Here is a 17589-nt window from a genome sequence, read left to right as displayed (position 1 = left end):
GGCGTACGGATCTACGGGCCCGCCACCCGGTGCGGGGCGACGGGCCCTTGCTCGGCTGGTGGGGGTGCTACGGGGTGGGCAGGCCGGGTACCGGGACCGGCAGCGGCAGCAGAGCCGTGCCCAAGCTGGGAATGGTCCAGGTCTGAGCCGGCGAGCGGTTGCAGTCGAAGAGCCAGAGCTGGTGGCCGGGAGTGGTGTCGTAGTTGCCGAGGTCGATGCAGCGGCCGGAGGCGGGGTTGTACAGGGCTCCGTTGGCGCGGGGAAAGAACTTCTGGCCGGCGCTCGAGTCGCAGCTGCGGAGCTCGATCAGCGTGGTGTTCGCGGTACCGGAGCCGGCGGCGTTGAGGCACTTGCCGTTGGTCTGGATGGTGCCGTCGTTGCGGATCTGGAACTGCTGGGCGCTGGTGCCGTTGCAGCCAGCGATCTGGATCTTGTTGCCGTCGGTGTCCCGGCCGTAGTCGTTGTCGATGCAGTGCGCTGCGGCGCCGGCGAGGTGGATCGGGCTGGACGTGCTCGGCGCCGTGAGGGATTCGGCGTACGGGTAGACGGCGAGGTTGCTGACGCCGCCGCTGAAGCCCTTGTCCGTCAGGTGAGCGGGCTGGCCGTCCTTCTTGTACCGACCCATGACGAGCGGGCCGGTGGGGGCCTGGCTGAGGGCTGCGGTGTGGTGGCCCGTGCCCGCCAGAGTGCCGTTGACGTAGAGGCGCATCAGGCCGGTGGTGGCGTCGTAGACGGCGGACAGGCGCGTCCATGCGCCCGGAGTGAAGCGAGCCGTGCTGTTCTCCGCGAGGTCGGTCCAGTCGTAGTCGAGGCCGTCGACGTCACCGCGGGCGATCGCGAACCGCCACGCCTGGCCGTTCGGGTCGGCGAAGAGGTAGAACGCGCTGCTCCGAGTTCCGTCCTGGCTGACGACGACACCACCCTCGGCCGTGTCGGCCTTGGCCCAGGCGCTGATGGTGAAGCTCTTGGTGGTGTCGACGGCCTTGGTGTTGCTGGTGATGCTGGAGGCCTTGCCGTTGAACGCTGCGTAGGTGGTGGCGCTGCCGCCGATCGCTTCCTGAGCGAAGGTGATGCCTGCGGGAGTCGCGGGGTTGTTGCCAGCGGGCGCCGTGACGGCTTCGAAGCCGATCTCGTCGCGGGCCTTGCCGACCGCAAGGCCGGTGAGACCCCATTGGGCGGCTGGCCGGTTCAGGTCCGCAAAGCCGACGGAGGAGGTGTCGACACCAGTGACAGTGGGGTGGGAATTCGAGCCGTCGAGAGGGGTTCCGATGCCGGAGAAGGAGACGAGTTGCTGGTGGGTGTTTACCGCCCACATATCTGGAATTTTGTCGCCGCTGATGTCGCCGTTGGAGCCGACGCGGGGGTAGATCTTCGGGTCGACCTTGCCCGCGATCAGTCCTGCGGCTGGGTCGGTGAACCCGGTGAGGTCGGTGGCGCTCTTGACGGTGAAGGCGTGCAGGGTGCCGCCGTCCGTCTTGGAGCGGGCCCACAGCGTGGGGTAGGCCGTGCCCTGGGCGCGGCCGGGTGCGATCAGCTCGTAGCCGTCCCACTTGGTGTCGTTCCCGGAGAGCAGGATCGCCTGCGGAGCCAGCTGGCCGTTGGTGCCGGCGGTGGCGAGCCAGAGCCGTCCGTTCTCGACGAACAGTAGGGATGTCTGGGGGAGGGTCCCGCCGGACTCGCCCGCCACCCCGCCGAACGCCGCGATCTGGGTCACCTTGGTCCAGTCAGTGCCGAAACCGTAGGTGGCGCAGGGGATGACCGTGGTCTTGTCGGACTTGACGCAGCCGGTGGGCTTGTCGATCTTGCTGGACGCCTGCCCGTCGAACCAACCGCCATTCCCGTCGTTCGGGTAGACGTACAGGTTGGGGCTGCCGGATTGATGGGCGAAGAGGTCGTCGACCGTCTTGCGGCCGAGGCTGCCGCGGTGACTGATCTGAATGCCGTTCCAGTTGCCGGAATTTCCGACCGCGGTGACCATCTTGGCGCGCGGCGCGCCGTACGGGTCTTCACCGCCGCCGATCTTGCGCAGGTCGCCCGCCGTGTCGGGCAGCAGGATGTCGGGCTTGTTGTCGCCGGTGATGTCACCGAAGACGGCCGTACCCGCGTCCGGGTTGGAGGGGGCGTAGTAGCTGTAGACGAAGGGCTGGGACATGTTGCCCGCGTTGTCCTGGGTCTGCAGGTACACGAAGTTGGTGCCCCAGTGCGGCGCCTGGATGCTGACGTTGGCCTTGCCGCCGGTCAGCTTGACGATGCCCGGCCCGGAGTCGGTGCACTTCCAGCCGGTGGCGGCGGCCTTGACGGGGTCGGTGGTCCACCGGGCGCAGGCGAGGCCGGAGCTGCGGCCGCCGCCCACGGGGGCGGGGTCGGCACCTGTGAGGGTGAAGGTGCCTAGTTCGCCGGCGTACTTGGGGTGGGCCCCGAGGGTGCCGGAGGCGGGGAAGTCGGTGGAGGTGACGGTGGCGGTCGGCGGGGTGCGGTCGACGCGGAAGAAGCACATCTCGGTGGGGCTGCTGGTGAGCGTGCCGTCGGTGGCGCGGGCCTGCCAGCCGTACTGGTGGCCGTCGGTGAGGCCGCCGATGTCGACGGTGACGGCGCCGTAGCTGCTGTTCCAGCCGGCGTCGGCGTACATGGTCTTGCCGCCGTCGTCATCGTCCCAGTACTGGAACCCCGTGTAGAGCTGCTGGCCGGTGGCCGAGTAGGTGGAGGTGGTGAGGGTGATGTTGTTGTTGGCGCCGACCCAGCCGGGGTTGTCCCAGGGGTTGGCGGTGCCGGGGGTGCGGCATTCGGCGTAGGAGGCCGTGTCGGCGAAGCCGGGGGTGGGGCTGGTGCGGGGCCACCAGACGGTGGGGGTGATGTCGTACTCGACGACGATGTGCGGGGTGTTGTTGAAGCGCTGGCGGTAGAGCTTCTCGTACTCGTTGTCCGGGGCCAGGCCGAGGGTGATGGTGGGCCACTTGTTGGCGACCGCGGTCTTCACCAGGTTCTTGACGTCGAACTGGATGTCGCCGGATCCGGACATGTTGGTGCCGGCGACCTTGCTGCAGCTGGCGCCCATGTGTGCGTTGTTGGCACAGGGCTGCTGGCGCCAGCTGGTCGGGTTGCCGATGTAGCCGGTGGAGTACAGGCCCATCGGGGTGACGGTGCTCGGGCTGGAGGACGAGACGACGGTCGCGTGAAACGTCGCGTTGATGACCTCGGCCTCGTGGAGCCGGGAGTCGAGGCCGATCTGGAAGTAGGCGCGGGTACGGCCGACGCCTTCGCAGGGCGGATTGCCGAACTTGTATCCGCAGTAGCCGGTGGCCGGCTTGTCCTGCCCGTACTGCGTTCCGTTGTACCCGTTGGTGTCCTCGTAGGCCTCCTGGACCTGGGCCCAGGCCTGGTTGGCGTTGTCGATGGTCGGGTTCCAGCCCGGATCGATGTACCAAGGTCCTGTGCCCTGCCCCAGCAGAGCGGCGTCGGGGACGATCTGGATGCCCTGGGCGTCGACGGTTGTGCCGATCTTCTTCACCACGGCGTCGCTGCCGGGGCCGTCGGTGCTCGAGGGGATGGAGATGTCCGTGGCCTCAGCCGACTGCTTGGCGAGGGCGCCTGCGAACTTCGAGGGGGCGGGGGGCGTAGCAGTGCCCGAGTCCCACATGAGTGGGGTCGGGGCGGAGAAGCGGGTCTTGCCCTGGCCGTCGGCGGCCTTGAGGTTGCCGGCGCTGTCTGCGCTGACGGTGAGTCCGTCGGTCTCGACGGTGAGTTGGAGCTTCTTGAGAGCGGGGTTGGCCGCGGCTTCGGCTGTTCGCACGATGAGCACCTGGCGCCAGCCGCCGAGCGTGTTGGCGCTGAGCTCGAGGTCCACGCCGGGCAGGACGGAGGAGTACAGGGCGCTGTCGCCGTTGAGCGCGGGCTTGGGGAGCGGGAAGGGCGCTTTGAGAGCCAGCTTCTTGCCGTCGGCGGTGGTCATGGTGGCCATCGGGCCGGTACCGCCGCCGGAGAGGGTGAGCTTCGAGGGGACCGCCGCCGGGCTCACGGTGCCGTCGGCGTTGGTGCGGAGCGCCGCATCGACCGCCTGCCAGGTTCCGGAGGAGTTCTTGACCCGCTCCGGCACCGGGGTGCTGTCCGTGGAGAGCGTGCCGCGCGGAGTGGCGAAGGTCTGCGAGGTGGCGGTCGTCAGGTGGTTGATGACGACCGGCTTGCCGCTGCTCTTGGCATGGGCCTTCGCAGTGTCGATCGCGGCGGACTCAGGAGAGGGCGGCCGGGGAGTGGGGGCCGGCCAGGTGTTGTTGGCCGGGCCGTGGCCGCGGGAGTCCTCGGCGGAGGCGGGCGGCGCGACGATCAGGCCGGCACCGAGCGAGAGAGCAGCCGCACCGGCGATCGGGAGCAGAGCGATGCCCGATGACCGAGGCCTGCGGCCACTCGATCTCGGTTTCCGCGCGGGAAGGAAAGGCAGTCTCACGTTAGGTGTCCCCCCTGAGCTGCGAGACGGACAGAAGTCAGCCGCACAATTCCTTCACGCCTGCAATCCTGTCAACAGTTTGTTGGGCGTCGACGCCCGTTTTGAAGGGTGATCACCCAACCCGCACCGTAGGTGATGTGAGTCACTGGAGCGGAATCTGAGGCTCCGATGAAAAATCGAACGAACTGTACGTAGGGTGCGCTTGACCTGGGCCGTCTTCGCCTGGTCTTCGTGTGTACGTGTCCTGTGGGGGGATCCGGTTGTCTCGTCGAAGTCGCGTTTTCGTGCGCTCGCGCACTGTGCGTTCGCGTGTCGCGATCGTCTCGGTGCTTGCGGTGCTCTTCTCCGGACTGGGGGTACCCCTGGTCACGGCGGCCGATAAACCGCCCAAGGTGTGGGCGCCACCCAATACTTCGCTTCCGGGCGCCAAGGCGGTCAAGGGCTCGGATGCCAAGCCCGCGAAGGGCCAGGCATCGAAGGGCGACAAGTGGACTCCCGAATCGAACGGGAAGCTCCCCTCGGGCGCGGCGAACGTTGCAGTGGGTGATGCGAGCGCGGCGCGAACTGACACTGGCGCAGCGTCAGTTCAGGCCGGTGCGCTGCCTGTCTGGATCGCGCCTGCGAATGGCGCAAAGTCGTCGGTCGCGGGTGTCGAGCCCGGCAGCCTCAAGGTCGAGGTGAAGGACAAGGCCAAGACCCAGGCCGCCGGGGTGAACGGTGCACTCATCGCTCTCACCGGAGCAGCGGGGGCTGCGGCTGCCGGCAAGGTCCAGGTCGGTCTCGACGTTTCGGCATGGGCCAAGAACGGCAGCGCGAACTGGGCGGCCCGCGCCCGGCTGGTACAGCTGCCCACGTGCGCCCTGACCACTCCGGGCGCGCCCGGCTGCACCAGCCGCACACCGGTCGCCTCACACCGCGATGCCTCCGGCCGCCTGGTGGCAGAGGTAGAGGTGTCGAAGAAGGCAGCAGCCGCGGCTTCCGTACTGATGCCGAAGCCCGACGCGCAGACCGCTGCCGAGCAGACCCCGCAGGTGCTGGCCGCGGACGGCATCGCACTGGGAGTGGAGCCGGGCCCGTCCAGCAACCTGGGCGACTACTCCGCCACGCCCCTGCTGCCATCCGCCTCCTGGCAGGCCGGGGCGAACGCGGCGAACTTCACGTACGGCTACACGGCCGAGGTGCCCTCGGCCATCGCCGGGGCGGCGCCGAGCGTCGTACTCGGCTACGACTCCGCCTCCATCGACGGCCGTACCGCGTCCACGAACGCCCAGTCCGGACTCATTGGCGAAGGATGGGACTGGCATCCGGGCTCGATCTCCCGCTCGTACAAGGGCTGCAAGGACGCGGGTATCGCGGAGTCGGGTGACGAGTGCTGGGCGGGGGACATCCTGTCCCTGTCCCTGGCCGGCCACGCCGGGCAGATCGTCCGCGACGACGCCACCTGCGTGTACCGCCTGCAGGGCGATGACGGTACGAAGATCGAGCGCCTGACCGGCCAGCGGAACGCGGCCTGGAAGGGCGAGGGGTTCAAGGTCACCACGACCGACGGTACGCAGTACTACTTCGGCTCCAACCGCCTGCCCGGCGGCGACGGCACCGACCCCGAGGCCAAGTCCGTCTCCACCGTCCCGGTGTACTTCAACAGCGGCCAGGACAAGTGCCTGGGCGCGGACACCCCCGCCAACGGCACCTGGCAGCAGCTGGGCTGGCAGTGGAACCTCGACTACGTCGTCGACCCGCACCAGAACCTGATCTCCTACCGCTACGAGCAGGAGGACAACTACTACGGGCGCGGAGGCGGCCAGAACAACGGCAACGGCTCCCCGACGCTCTACCAGCGCGCCTCCTACCCGACCTGGATCGGCTACGGCCAGCGCCTGCCCGACCAGATCACCGCCAAGGGCAAGGCCAACACCGCCGCCCAGATCTGGCTGCGCACGGCCGACCGCTGCTTCGAGACGGGCGCGTCCTGTGACGCGACCAAGCGCAAGTCCAACCCCACCGCCTGGGGCGACACCCCGGTCGACCAGGAGTGCGCGGCCACCGGGCAGTGCCTGAACCTGTCGCCCACCTACTTCTCCACCAAGCGCATGACGGCCATCGACACCGAGGTCCTGGGCACCGGCGGCTACCGCAACATCGACTCCTACGCGCTCAAGCAGCGTTTCGAGCCCTCGGGTGACGGCACCGCGCCGACCATGTGGCTCGAGTCCATCCAGCGCACCGCACTCAACGCCCGGACCAAGCAGACCGTCCCGGCGGTCTCCTTCACGCCCCTGCAGATCCCCAACCGGGTCGACGGCGTGGTCAAGCGTCCCAACGGCACCGACGCGGGAGCGTCGCGGTTCAACCGGCCGCGCATCCAGACGATCAACACCGAGACCGGTGGCCAGATCAACGTCGTCTACAAGGCGCCTGAGTGCTCGCGTGTCAAGGGCACCATGCCCGCGGCCGCGGACAGCAACACGATGGCCTGCATGCCGGTCAAGTGGTACCTGCCGGGCCAGTCCTTCCCGGACCCGGTCGACGACTGGTTCCACAAGATCGTCGTCCAGTCCGTCACCCAGCAGGACAAGGTCGGCGGCCAGGTCAGCGTCGTCACGGACTACGAGTACGGCGGCGGCATCGCCTGGCACCGCAACGACTCCGAGTTCACCGACCCCAAGACCCGCACCTGGGACCAGTTCCGCGGCTACGCCACCGTCACCACCCGCACCGGAAACGGCAACAGCGCCGAAGCCCCGCGCACCAAATCGGTCACCACTTTCCTCCGCGGCATGGACGGCGACGTCCTCGCCAACGGCAGCAAGCGCACCGTGAACGTCCCCGACGCGCACGGCGGCACCATCAAGGACCAGGAACAGTTCTCCGGTTTCGTCCGCCAGACCCAGACCTTCGACCGAGACGGCGGCACCGTCATCGCCGACGAGGTCTCCAACCCCCTCCTCGGCGAGAAGGCCACTGCCACCCGCGCCCAGTCCGGCGGCATGCCCGCCATCACCGCCTGGGTGATGAACACGGACAAGGTCACCAGCCGCGCCAAGCTCGCCGACGGCACCTGGCGCACCAGCGAGCGCACCTCCACCTACGACAAGACCCCCTTCTCCCGGCCGCTCCAGGTCGACGACAAGAGTGAACTGTCCCGTCCCGACCAGCGTCTGTGCACCACCTTCACCTACGCCGACGGCCCCGGCGGAGCGCTCACCCAGCTGGCCTCCCGCACCCTGGTCCTCAAGGGAACGGGGGGCTGCGCCCAGACGCCGAACGCGGCGAACACGGTCGGCGACACCCGCGCCTACTTCGACGGCAAGCCCCTGGGCCAGGCCGGCACCACCGCGGACCAGACCGGCACCGAGGTCCTGGAGAAGTACGACGGAGCGGGCAACCCGGTCTACCGCCTCAACGTCACCTCCACCTACGACGTCCACGGCCGCGTCAGCACCACCACCAACAAGGTCCGCAAGGACGCCGCCCACCCGGACGGCGCGGTCACCAAGACCGAGTACAAGGCCCTGCCCAACGCCCTGCCCTACGAGGTCATCCACACCAACCCGCTGGGCTGGAAGACCACCACCATCCTCGACACCGGCCGCGCGATGCCGCTGAAGACGGTCGACGAGAACGGCCACGTCGCCGAACAGACCTACGACGCCCTCGGCCGCGTCACCGCCGTCTGGCAGCCCGGCCAGAACAAGGCCGCCAACGACCTGCCGGTCCGCAAGTTCTCGTACAGCATGAACGGCGCCAACGCGCCGACGACCGTTCTGAGCCAGACGCTGATGAACGACGACTCGTACATCTCCAGCTACACCATCTACGACGGCCTGGGCCGTATCCGCCAGACGCAGGCCCACACGCCGTCCGGCGCCTACGGCCGCATGGTCACCGACGCGCTCTTCGACTCGCACGGCTGGCAGGTCAAGACCAGCGCCCCGTACTACAACGACCAGGCCGCCCCCGGCGGCGCCCTGTTCCTGCCCAACGGCGGAGTCACCCCCGACAACCACATCCCCGCGCAGACCGTCTCGGTCTTCGACGGCCTCGGCCGCCCCACCGCCTCCGTCTTCCAGTCCTTCGGCATCGAGCAGTGGCGTTCCAAGACCGAATACCCGGGCGCCGACGAGGTCCGCACCACCCCGCCGGCCGGCGGCTACGCCACGGCCACCGTCACCAACGGCACCACCTCCCTCCTGCGCCAGTACAAGACCAACACCCCCACCGGCACCGACTACGACGAGACGACGTACGAGTCGAACACGCAGGGCCAGGAGCTGCGCCGCAAGGACTCCGCGGGCAACGAGTGGACCTTCGCCTACGACCTCCTCGGCCGCACGGTCAAGACCACCGACCCGGACTCGGGCACCGCCACGACGGTCTACGACGACAGCAAGAACCTCGTCACCGCCACCGACGCCCGAGGCAAGAGCGCCACCACCGTCACCGACCTCCTCGGCCGCACCACCGGCACCTACGAGGGCACGGCCGTCGACCCGGCCAAGCAGGTCGGAGCCTTCACCTACGACACCAAGCCCGGTGCCCTCGGCAAGCCGGCCACCACCACCCGCTTCACCGGCGGCGCCTCCGGCAACGCCTACGTCTCCGAGATCACCGGCTACGACAACGGCTACCGCCCCCTGGGCACCAAGGTCACCATCCCCGCCTCCGAGAAGCAGCTCGCCGGCACCTACGAAACCAAGAACACCTACGACAAGTACGGCCAGCTGAAGACCACCGAGCTGCCGGCCATCACGGCCGCCGGACTCGCCGCGGAGACGCTCACCTACGGCAGCAACATCGCCGGCAGCTTCACCTCCCTCGACAGCACCATCAACTCGCAGATCACCCCGTACGTCGTCGACATGCGCTACGACCCGTACGGCCGGGCCATCCGCACCACCATCGGCGACACCGGCAAGCAGATCGTCTCCACGGTCGACTACGACCTGGCGACCGGCCGGCCCGTCCGTTCCACCCTGGACAAGCAGACCGCGACGCGGGCCAGCGTCGATGTCGTCGACTACACCTACAACCGTGCCGGCCAGCTGACCTCGATCAGCAACACGCAGGACGGCACCGCCCGCGACCTGCAGTGCTTCACCAGTGACTACCTGGGCCGCCTCACCCAGGCCTGGACCGACACCGGCGCCACCACCACGGCCGCGCAGCCCAGCGTCCGGGGCATCGGCGGCTGCGCCAACGCCACCGGCCCCGCGGTCGACGGCACCGGCAAGCCGAGCGTGGGCGGGTCGGCCCCGTACTGGCAGCAGTACGAGTACGACAAGATCGGCAACCGCACCAAGCTGGTCAAGAAGGACGTCACCGGCAACACCGCCAAGGACACGACGGTCACCCAGACCTTCGCCGCCGGCCCCAACACCGGCACCGGAACGGGCGGCCCGCACGCCCTGATGAAGTCCACCGAAACCACCGGTGGCACCAGCCCCAAGGTGACCTCGTACACCTACGACGCCACCGGCAACACCACCTCCATCACCAGCACCCCCGGCACCAAGACCCTCACCTGGAACGACCAGGGCAAGCTCGACAAGGTGATCGGCACCGGCGAGAGCGCCGGCACCAGCTACCTCTACGGCACCGGCGGCAACCAGCTCATCCGCCGCGACCCCGGCAAGACCACGCTGAACCTCGGCACCGACCAGATCACCCTGGACGCCGCCACCGGCAAGGTCTCCAACGTCCGCACCTACGGCGCCCCCGGCGGCCTGTCCATCACCCGCACCACCACCGCCGGCGCCTCCAACCTCGCCTACCAGTCCTCGGACCACCACGGCACCAACGGCGTCCAGTTCAACGCCACCGACCTGGCCCAGGTCCGCCGCCCCGCCGACCCGTTCGGCAACGAACGCGGCACCCAGCCCGCACCGGGCACCTGGGCCGGTGACAAGGGCTTCGTCGGCGGCACCAAGGAACAAGCCACGGGCTTCACCCTCCTCGGCGCCCGCGAATACGACCCCACCACGGGCCGCTTCATCAGCCCCGACCCCATCATCGACGCGGGCGACCCGCAGCAGTGGAACGCGTACGCCTACTCCAACAACGACCCGTTCAACAAGTCGGACCCCAGCGGGCTGGCGTACAAGTGCGAGCAGGGCGAATGCGGCGGCTCTTCCTACGTCAAGACCCAGACCATGCCGAGCCACAAGGAGACCAGCACCCCGTCTCCCGGGGATGAGCTGAACAGCGCCAACAACGAGGTCACCAAGCTCAAGAAGAAGCGCGACGAGCTGAAGCACGCGGTTGTCGACCTGGTCATGGACCTGATCGGCTACAACGACGCCCGTGACTGCTTCACCAAGGGCGACGTGATGGCCTGCATCAACACGGCCCTCAACTCCGTCCCCTGGGGCAAGCTCTTCAAGGCCATCAAGATCGGCATCAAGGCCTTCAAGATCTACAAAGAGATCAACAAGACTACGACGCCCTCAACGCCGCCGAACGCAGAGCCTCCCAGGCGATGGAGGCCTTCACCAAGGCCAAGAAGGCAGACTCCGAAGCAGCCGAAGCGGCATCGAAGGCGTCCAAGTCAGGCGACGCGAAAGCGTCAAAGGAGTCAGCCAGCGACAGCGCCGGCACAGAGTCCAAAGCAGGCAAGGGCGACGCCGACGCGGAAGCGAAGGGCAGCGGCTCCGACTCCAGGAGCAGCAGCTCCGGAAGCTGCGACGTAAAGACCAACAGCTTCCCCACGGGCACCAAGGTCCAGATGGCCGACGGCAGCACCAAGGCCATCGAGGACGTCCAGGGCGGCGACACCGTGATGGCCACCGACCCACAGACCGGCGATACCCGCCCGAAGCAGGTCACCGCCACCATCACCACCCCCGACGACAAGGAATTCACCGACCTCACCCTCACCGACGACGCGAGCCCCCGCGGCCCGCCCGTAGCGATCACCTCCACCTCCCACCACCCCTACTGGAGCGAGACCCGCCACCAGTGGATCGACGCCGGCGACCTCACGATCGGCGAACAACTCCGCCAGCCGAACGGCACCACCCTCACCGTCCAGACCACGCGCAACTACCCGTACGCGGTCACCACGCACAACCTCACCGTCGACGACTTCCACACGTACTATGTGCTGGCGGGGGCCACCCCAGTACTCGTTCACAATTGCAACGAATCTATGGACTTCGTGCATGGGACGAGCTCAACTCATGCCGATAACATCGAGGCCAATGGATTGAGCGGCGATGCGGCCCGTGGGAATTCCCGCGGTGGGGGTGTGGGGCAGCCCGGCAACCTGTTCACTTATCGGGTGAGCCCTGGCGACTCGGATACCCTGAGCGCCGCTGCCACGTTTGGCGGTAGCCGTACGGCTACCGGTGATCGCCCGGCGATTCTCATCTTCCGTATGTGTAAATGCACGTACGATCGATTGACCGCAGAGGGGCATATAACGACCCGGGTCACCGATGAGGTGAGCGGGAGGCTTGAGCACATCTTCGGCCCAGAAGCGATGTCACACTTGCAGCAGGTCTATCGCAGGAACCTATAGTCGTAGTGGATGGCCGCGAGAATGATTGGCGGTGACGTGCGAGTGGTGGACCCCGCAGAGTACGACAAGGACATTCCGATCGTTCAAGAGCACTTGAAGAAATTTGAACGCGCTGTTGCGAATGTCCGTCGGACCCATGGTGGACGCTCGATGGAAGAGATTCGGAAGGCACTCTTGGAGGAATTTGATTCCATGGGCTTGGTGGTGTGGAGTGAAGTCGCGGATGACACGGCTCGTCGCATTGCTGACGGGTTGATGGGCGACGCGTAGGGCTGACACCTAGCGGCTCCACTTGGTTATGACAGCAAATCTGAAGCCCCATCGGTGTGACTGATGGGGCTTCAGTGGTGTCTGACGGCAGTAGTTGACGGCAACGGCGGCGAACACCATTGGGTGTTCGCCGTCGTTGCCGTGCCGTGTGTCAGGGGTGGTCGAGGGCGCGGCCGAGGAGGTCGATTGCATCGTGCTGGAGGCGGAGCCGGACGTGGGCGTAGACGGTGGCGGTGACGCCGATGTGGGCGTGGCCGAGGAGTTCCTTGATCACGATGAGTTCGACCCCCTGCTCCAGGAGCAGAGTGGCGGTCGAATGGCGGAGGTCGTGGAAGCGGATGCGGCGGAGGCCGGCCTTGCGGAGGAGCGTGGTGAAGGTGCGGGTGAGGTTGGTGGGGTCGATCGTTCTGCCTTGCGCGGTGGTGAATACGTGCCCGTTGTGCTGCCACGTGGTGCCTGCTACCTCGCGCTCGCGCTGCTGCTGTTCGTGGTGGAGTTTCAGCGACTGGACGCAGCGGGCGGGAAGGGCGATTCGGCGCTCGGAGGCCCGCGTCTTGGTGGGTAGCGTGGTGAGCCCGCCTGCGTTGGTGCGTTGCAAGGTTCGGCGGATTGCGGCGGTGCCCGCGTCGAGGTCGAGGTCTTCCCAGCGAAGTCCGAGGAGTTCGCCCTTGCGGAGTCCGGTGTGGAGGGCGAGCTCGAACAGGGTGTGCAGCCGGTGCCCCTGTGCGGCGGTGAGGAGCTGGCGGGCTTCGGTGGCGGTGAGGGGTTCGAAGCGTCGGGGTCAGGGTGCGCCGGTGCGGACGTTGCGGGCGACGTTGCGCGGGATCTCCTCCTCTCGCACGGCGTGCTCCAGGGCGGACTTGAGGACGGAGTGGATGTAGGTCAGCGTCAGCGGAGACAGCCGCTTGGAGCAGCACGCTCGGACGGCGCAGCATCGGGCCTCATCACGGCCCGCATCGATGCCGCGCGTGCAGCACTGGCAGGTAGTGCGGAGCTGGTTGAGCCAGGTGCGGACGTCCTTGGCAGACAGCTTGGCGAGCTTCTTCTTGCCCAGGCCGGGAACAAGGTACTGGTCGACGCAGGCGGTGTAGCGGGTGTGGGTGTTCTCGCGCAGGTGGTGGACGGCGACGTTCTCCAGCCAGTACGTCAGGTACGCAGCCAGACTGTCCTGAGCAGAGGGCACGGGGAGGCCGCGGTTGCTGGCGGCGATCTTCTCGGTGAGCTTGGTGAGGGCTTCCTTGCGGGTGGTGCCGTAGACACGGATGCGCTTGCGGGTGTTGCCGGGGGCGAGGACGTAGCCGGCGGCTTCCCAGCGTCCGTCTTTGCGCTGGTAGACGGTGCCGTCGCCGTTGGCGCGGATGCGGCGGGAGGGGCTGGGGTCGCGGGGCGTGGTCATCAGGCGGCTTCCTGGTCGAGGCGGGTGCGGATGAAGTCGGTGAGCGCGCGGGTGGGGATGCGGCGGGCGCGGCCGAGTGTGATCGAGGCGAGCTGCCGTGTCCGGAGCAGGTCGTAGACGGCGGAACGTCCGAGCTGGAGACGCGCCATGACCTGGGGGACCGTCAGCAGCTCCTGCGACGTAATCGGCCCCTGATGGGACGCGGAGGGCTGGTACGACGTCATCAACAGCCCCCTTCCGCTACGAACTGCCATTCCAGTTGCCTGCGGTGCCAGACAGTGGCAGCGAGGAGTCCGGCGCCGGGGCTGTAGCCCGAGCCCTGGTAGGCCCAGTGGCCGACGACGAGGGTTGTCCCCGGGTCAGGCTCGGGCAGCCCGGCTTGGGCGCGGGCCTGGTCGGTGCGCCAGGCGCGGCGGGCGTCGCGCAGCGCGCCGAGGGTGACGGAGTAGCAGCGGGACTTGGTGGAGAAGTGGCCGCGGAAGCCGAGCATGTGCGCCCACTTCCAGAGCTTCAGGTGTGCGAACTCCGCCAGCTTGCCCAGCTCCCAACACGTGCGGATCATCTGCCGTACGTGACGGGCGACCGCGAGCCGGGGCATGGGCCGGGCCTGTCCGGTGCCGCCGCAGGCAGTGCATGGGAGCGGGGTCCCGTGGGGCAGGAGGGTTGCGCCGCGTCCCTGGCAGGGGCGGCAGAACAGGGCGCGGTCGAGAGTGCCAGAGGCGTCGGCGGACTTGGTGGCGTACTTGGCCACGTAGGCAGCCACGGCCTGGTCGGTGAATTCGGCGTCGGTGCCGAAGGCTGCGATCTCGCGTACGTCGAGCTGTTCGCCCCAGACGAGTTCACGTTCCCCGACCGCGTCCGACTCGATCGTGACCCGGGCCCGTGAGGCGGCGGCCCGGATGGCGTCGGCGAGCACGGCGACGGTGGCGTACGAGGGTGGGGGCTGGGTATTGCCGTCGGGGCCGTCGGGGCCGTCGAGCCGGATGACGGCGTGGAAGTGGACCAGGCCGCGCTTCTGGTACTCGGCGACCTTGGCGAAGGAGACGCGCAGGACGGCGCGGGCGGCTTTCTGGGTCATGCCGAGTCGGGCGGCGATCTCACGGCGCAGGTAGGTGGTGAAGCGGGCCCACAGTGCGGAGGCGTGGGCGTTGAACAGGACCGCGCCCGCGTAGTCGTACGTCACCGGGTTCAGCGGCGTTCCCAGGAGGGTGTCCGTGGGTTCGTGGAACTTGCGGCAGCGGCAGGGCCGGACATCGCCGCCCGGGGTGGTGGGGCGGTTGTGGACGGGGCCGAAGGAGGGGGCTGTGAGGGTGGCGAAGACGCGGGGGTGGGTGCGGACGGTGTCGGGGACGGTCTTGCCGCCGGTCAGGCCGGCGCGGATGAGGTGGTAGGTGTCGGCGGCATAGATGCGGGAGCAGGCCGGGCAGCGCGAGGAGCGCCGGTTGCCACACGCGGTGTGCATGCTGCCCGTCGGCTCGTCGGTCGTGGTGTAGGAGCGCAGCACCTCACCAGTCGTGGTGTCGACGGAGGTGGTGTTACCGGTCAGGCGTACGGGTTCGGTGCAGCCGCCGAGGCGTTCGATCTGCTGGTGTGCGCGCTCGAAGTCGGGGTGGTTGACGAGGTGGAGCAGGTCCCGCACGGCGGGGCTTGCCACGTGGCGATCCCCACCCCGCAAGAGAACCCCGGCTCCTGACGGCAGTAGCGACGGCAACGACCACGGATCCAGGCGCACAACCACGGACTCCGGCGGACCGCCAAACCCGTTCCCACATGCATAAACGCAGCTAGAGGAGGGGCTGCCAGCACACGTACTATGTGCTGGCGGGGGCCACGCCGGTCCTGGTTCACAACTGTGGCGGCGCCAGGTTCGAAGTGGATTCCAGCGGGGTTGCGAGTGACCTAGAGAACCCGGTCACGGCCACAGCGCCCTACAGTCGCGCTACGCACTATGGCGGCTCTCAGACAAATGGCCCTGGCGGACGTGCGGCGCGAGCGGCGGGTGAGGGGCAACCGACGCCCCAGTTCCCGAGCACGACCCGCCGCTGGTTCTTCACTACTACTACCGTGGTGGAGGGTCAGAAATGACGAACGCGGAGCGAAGAGCCTACGCAAAGAATGACGGCATCAACGGGGCTGTATGTGAGGTTTGCCAGCGATCGCAGGGGGCCGAAATGGCGAAGGTCTCCAAGGCAATCAAAAGGAATCTGGGGCTATGGCCGAAGAAGGCGAACGATTGTCGGCTCTTGAGCGGCACGTTCGGAGATTCTGGGATGGCCATATTGTGGAATCCGCCCCCTGGGATCGCGGGCCGATCCTGGAGCGAGTTCCGCATTTCGCCACCTACCGGGTCTACCCCCAGCGTGATGGTGAGGCCTGGGTTTATGTGACAGTGGGGTCCTCTGTACACGGATCCGCAGGCAGTGGAATTGAGTTCTTCGTCATGTCCCCCGTGGCCGCTGGCATTCACTCAGAAACGCTGGCGATGGTGAGTCACTATCACTCGTTTGAGGCTCATCGGCTGGATGTGGGATCGGTGATCAATATTGGCCGCCCCTGGATGCCAGATTCGCGCACGGATCATCTCTTGGTGAGCCTGCCCTACCCCTACGGTCCTGAACTTGAATGGGCTCCGAAAGAGGCGGGGGATGCGCGATTCTTGTGGCTGCTTCCGATCCACAAGAGTGAGGCCGATTTCGTCAAGCGTGAGACCCTTGACGAATTTGAATCCATGCTGGATGCGGAAAGCGTGAACGTGCTGGACCCCAACAGAAATCCGATTGCCTGAGAAAGGATTTGTCGCTTTACGGCTCGCATTGAGAGCCGTAAAGCGATGGGTTCCTCCCGGACTGCCGCTAACCGAATACCGCGCGCTGCTGAAAACAGGTGTAGGGCCCCACCAGACGATGTTCTGGTGGGGCCCTACACCGGTCTGCGGAGGCGGGGCTCGGAGGCCAGGTGTCAGGGGAGTTGCGGGCCTGATAATTTCGTCTCGGGTGTTCGGTATGATCCTGCTGGCTCTTGGATGTGGGGGGGGAAAGTGAGGGCGTCCATTATCGAGCTGGAGCGTCACGACTGGGCTTCACTTGGGTGCGGCTGTGGAAATTCGGGCGCTTAATCCCTAAGGGTTGTCCCGTAAATGATCTCCAGATCGCCCTGGGCAGGGCTGGCCGCCGTATGAGCCGCTGATCTATCCGGCGAGGGCGAGGTTGTGCATCCGGGCGATGCCGAGGATGGCGTGGTGGACGCCGTCGCCTTTCAGGCGGCAGTCGCGGAGGATCTTCCAGGTCTTCATCCGGGCGAAGACGTGCTCGACGCGGGCGCGGACCTGCTTGTGAGACTTGTTGTGTTCCTCTTTCCAGTCCGGGAGCTCGGTCTGGCCGCGCTCCCGGCGGTGCGGGATGACGAGGCCGGTGCCCGGGTAGCCGCCGTCGGCGATCGTGAGGGTCTTGCCGACGGCGGCCTTGGCTCCGGACTCCTCCCATGCCTTGCAGTCGTTGCGGTTGCCGGCGAGCGGTCGGCCGACCACGACGACGAGTCGGGTGTCGGCGTCGATGACGACCTGGTGGTTGGTTGAGTAGCGGTAGTTCTTCGACTTCTCGGCGACGGAGTGGTCGCGGGTGGGGACCAGGGTGCCGTCCACGATGAGCACGGTGTCCTTGGTGAACCGCTTGCGCGGCTGAAGCGCGAGCATTGGTCCGAGGTGGTCGATGATGCGGTCCGCCGCCGACTTGGACACCCCGAACAGCGGAGCGAGCTGTCGCATCGTCAGGTTCGTGCGCCAGTACGCTGCCACCAGCAGCGCCCGGTCTTCCAGCGGAAGGCTCCACGGTCGGCCCTTGCGGACCGCGTCCGCGCCCTCGCGCCGTAGGACGGTCACGAGCTTGCCGAAGTTGCGCGGGTTCAGCCCGGCGAACGGAAGTATCCAGGACGGCTCCGACGCCGTGATCACACCAGCCACAGACGGAT

8 protein-coding genes and 1 pseudogene are annotated in these 17589 nt (G+C 67.5%); 4 read left to right on the top strand and 5 right to left on the bottom strand.

The features are described 5' to 3' along the window. Positions 1 to 67 precede the first annotated feature (67 nt). The gene (locus ACTVZO_RS04390) at positions 68 to 4441 is read right to left on the bottom strand and encodes a LamG-like jellyroll fold domain-containing protein (protein ID WP_443297082.1); all 4374 of its coding nucleotides are present in this window, start codon (positions 4439 to 4441) and stop codon (positions 68 to 70) included. A gap of 677 nt (positions 4442 to 5118) precedes the next feature. On the opposite strand from ACTVZO_RS04390, the gene ACTVZO_RS04385 reads away from it, so the two are divergent. Genes ACTVZO_RS04385 through ACTVZO_RS04375 form a run of 3 tightly spaced genes read left to right on the top strand, consistent with a single transcriptional unit; the run spans position 5119 to position 12227 of the window. Next, on the top strand, positions 5119 to 11127 hold the full coding sequence (locus tag ACTVZO_RS04385; protein WP_443297081.1) for an RHS repeat domain-containing protein: 6009 nt from the start codon (positions 5119 to 5121) through the stop codon (positions 11125 to 11127). A 35-nt stretch (positions 11128 to 11162) separates the two neighbouring features. Next, on the top strand, positions 11163 to 11957 hold the full coding sequence (locus ACTVZO_RS04380) for a polymorphic toxin-type HINT domain-containing protein (RefSeq protein WP_443297080.1): 795 nt from the start codon (positions 11163 to 11165) through the stop codon (positions 11955 to 11957). A 9-nt stretch (positions 11958 to 11966) separates the two neighbouring features. Continuing rightward, on the top strand, positions 11967 to 12227 hold the full coding sequence (locus ACTVZO_RS04375; RefSeq protein WP_443297079.1) for a hypothetical protein: 261 nt from the start codon (positions 11967 to 11969) through the stop codon (positions 12225 to 12227). A 151-nt stretch (positions 12228 to 12378) separates the two neighbouring features. Here ACTVZO_RS04375 and ACTVZO_RS04370 read toward each other — a convergent pair. From ACTVZO_RS04370 to ACTVZO_RS04360, 3 genes and pseudogenes are all read right to left on the bottom strand, one after another. After that, positions 12379 to 13623, bottom strand: a pseudogene (locus ACTVZO_RS04370) (tyrosine-type recombinase/integrase). Next, the gene (locus ACTVZO_RS04365) at positions 13623 to 13847 is read right to left on the bottom strand and encodes a helix-turn-helix domain-containing protein (protein ID WP_443297078.1); all 225 of its coding nucleotides are present in this window, start codon (positions 13845 to 13847) and stop codon (positions 13623 to 13625) included. The pseudogene ACTVZO_RS04370 and the gene ACTVZO_RS04365 overlap by 1 nt, the downstream one beginning before the upstream one ends. Beyond that, positions 13847 to 15277: a replication initiator gene (locus tag ACTVZO_RS04360; RefSeq protein ID WP_443297077.1), complete on the bottom strand. Its 1431-nt coding sequence runs from the start codon at positions 15275 to 15277 to the stop codon at positions 13847 to 13849. The genes ACTVZO_RS04365 and ACTVZO_RS04360 overlap by 1 nt, the downstream gene beginning before the upstream one ends. Positions 15278 to 15835: 558 nt before the next feature. Here ACTVZO_RS04360 and ACTVZO_RS04355 point away from each other — a divergent pair. After that, positions 15836 to 16408: a suppressor of fused domain protein gene (locus ACTVZO_RS04355; protein ID WP_443297076.1), complete on the top strand. Its 573-nt coding sequence runs from the start codon at positions 15836 to 15838 to the stop codon at positions 16406 to 16408. A gap of 402 nt (positions 16409 to 16810) precedes the next feature. On the opposite strand, the gene ACTVZO_RS04350 is transcribed toward ACTVZO_RS04355, so the two are convergent. Further along, positions 16811 to 17581 carry a transposase gene (locus ACTVZO_RS04350; protein WP_443297075.1) on the bottom strand — a complete coding sequence of 257 codons (771 nt, stop codon included), beginning with the start codon at positions 17579 to 17581 and terminating at the stop codon, positions 16811 to 16813. Positions 17582 to 17589: the final 8 nt, after the last annotated feature.

The sequence above is a fragment of the Streptomyces sp. IBSNAI002 genome, assembly GCF_052244475.1.
Lineage (GTDB): Bacteria > Actinomycetota > Actinomycetes > Streptomycetales > Streptomycetaceae > Streptomyces.
Note: the sequence above shows the minus strand (reverse complement) of the source record. Positions and strands in the feature narration are given on the sequence as shown.